The following is a 1,841-nucleotide window of genomic DNA, read 5'->3' on the forward strand; positions in this document are numbered from 1 at the left end:
GGTTGGACGGCGGGCACGACGTACGACGCGCGGGACGACCGTGGGCGGGTGTTGCAGCAGAAGGAGACGTGGGCGTCGGGAGGGGCGTCGTACCGGTATGAGACGTCGACGGCGTGGGTGAAGCGCAAGGCGACGACGACGAGTGTGGACGTGGCGGGCAGCCGAAGCGACACGCGCGAGGCGCAGACGGAGGTGGACTCGCTGGGCAACGTGGTGTCGCTGAAGCGGGACGGGCATGAGGACGCCTGGGATTACGACGCCGCGGGCGTGCTGACAAAGCAGCAGCGGGCGGGGTCGCCGGCGTCGACGTACGTGTATGTGAATGGTCTGTTGAAGAGCGAGACCTACGGGACGGAGACGACGCAATACGACTATGACGCCGCCGGGAGGGTGATTGCTCAGACACACCCGGACGGAAGGCAGACGCTGTGGCCTGAGTACAGCCCGCGAGGCCTGAAGAAGCGGATGCGGTACGGGAAGAACGGGGCGTGGGAGACGACGGCGTACACGTACGATGCGAACGGAGCCCTGGCGACGGTGACGTATGGGGCGGACAGTCCTACGGAAATCCAGACGTGGACGTATTCGCGTGGAGCGCGGGGCGAGTTGCTGGGGGCGCAGCATCCCGACGTGGGCACGTTCGCGTATCAATATGACGGGCTGTTGCGGTTGACGGGCGTGACGCCGCCTTCCGGGAGTCCGACGCCGGGGCAGACGTTTGCCTATGACGCCCTTGGGCGTCAGGTGAAGCGGACACGAGGGACGTCGATGTGGACGACGACGTGGAGTGGAGGCGTGTCCACGCAGGTGGATGCGAACCACGACACGGTGGCGACGCTGGTGGACGGCCGGGGGCGTGCGGCGCGGGTGGACTACCAGCCGGGGCCGACGAACGCGGCGAACACGGACCTGACGGCGGTGACGCTGGCGTACACGGCGGAGGACCAGCCGTGGCGGGTGGAGGAGACGCGAGGAGCGCAGACGCTGGCGAACGTTTACACATACGATGCGCGGCGGCTGTTGACGCGGCAGGAGCGGGGCGCGGAGGCGGTGGATTACACATATCGCCCCAGTGGCCAGCGACTGACGGTGACGTCACCCGCCGGCATGGTGACGTATGGGTATGACGCGCGGGAGCGGCTGGAGACAGCGACAGGCCCGGCGGGAACGACGGAATTCGAATGGGAAGCGGGAGGCGGGCGGCTGCTGGCGGTGAAGGGCGGCGGGCTGGTGGAGCGCCGCTGCTACGAAGGCCGCGGGCGGCTGAGGGCGGTGCTCAACGCGAGCACGGACGCGGACTGCGCAACCCTGGCGTTGGCGCCCGGGCTGAAGAGCCTCTTTGAGTACACGTACGACGCACGCGGCAACCGGACGGCGGAGGATTACCGCGACGAGACGGCAGGTGCGCTGAAGCGGACGGAGTACGGGTACGACGGGGCGGACCGGCTGACGGGCGTGAAGTACGAGGATGGGCGGGCGGTGCTGTACCACCTGGCGGCGGACGGGACGCGCCGGGAGGAGAAGGAGACGGCGACGGGGTACGCGGGAGCGTTGACGCCGGAGGCCTTCAGCGGTGCCGCGGCGCAGCGGCACTGGCGCTACGCGTTCGACGCCCGTGGAGGGTTGGAAGGCCTCTTCAACGAGTTGGAGGCGGACCCGACGAAGCAGCGTCTGGCGACGTACGAGACGGACCTGGTGGGGCGCCTGACGTCGGAGCAGCGGGCGGGGTCGCCGGCGTCGACGTACGTGTATGTGAATGGTCTGTTGAAGAGCGAGACCTACGGGACGGAGACGACGCAATACGACTATGACGCCGCCGGGAGGGTGATTGCTCAGACACA

General features: G+C 68.4%; 1 pseudogene. It reads left to right on the forward strand.

Going from position 1 to position 1,841, the window contains the following annotated elements:
• A pseudogene (locus tag D7X12_RS41085) lies at positions 1-1,841 on the forward strand (hypothetical protein); the annotation flags it as partial.

Origin of the sequence: Corallococcus sicarius (assembly GCF_003611735.1) — a bacterium.
Taxonomy (GTDB): domain Bacteria; phylum Myxococcota; class Myxococcia; order Myxococcales; family Myxococcaceae; genus Corallococcus; species Corallococcus sicarius.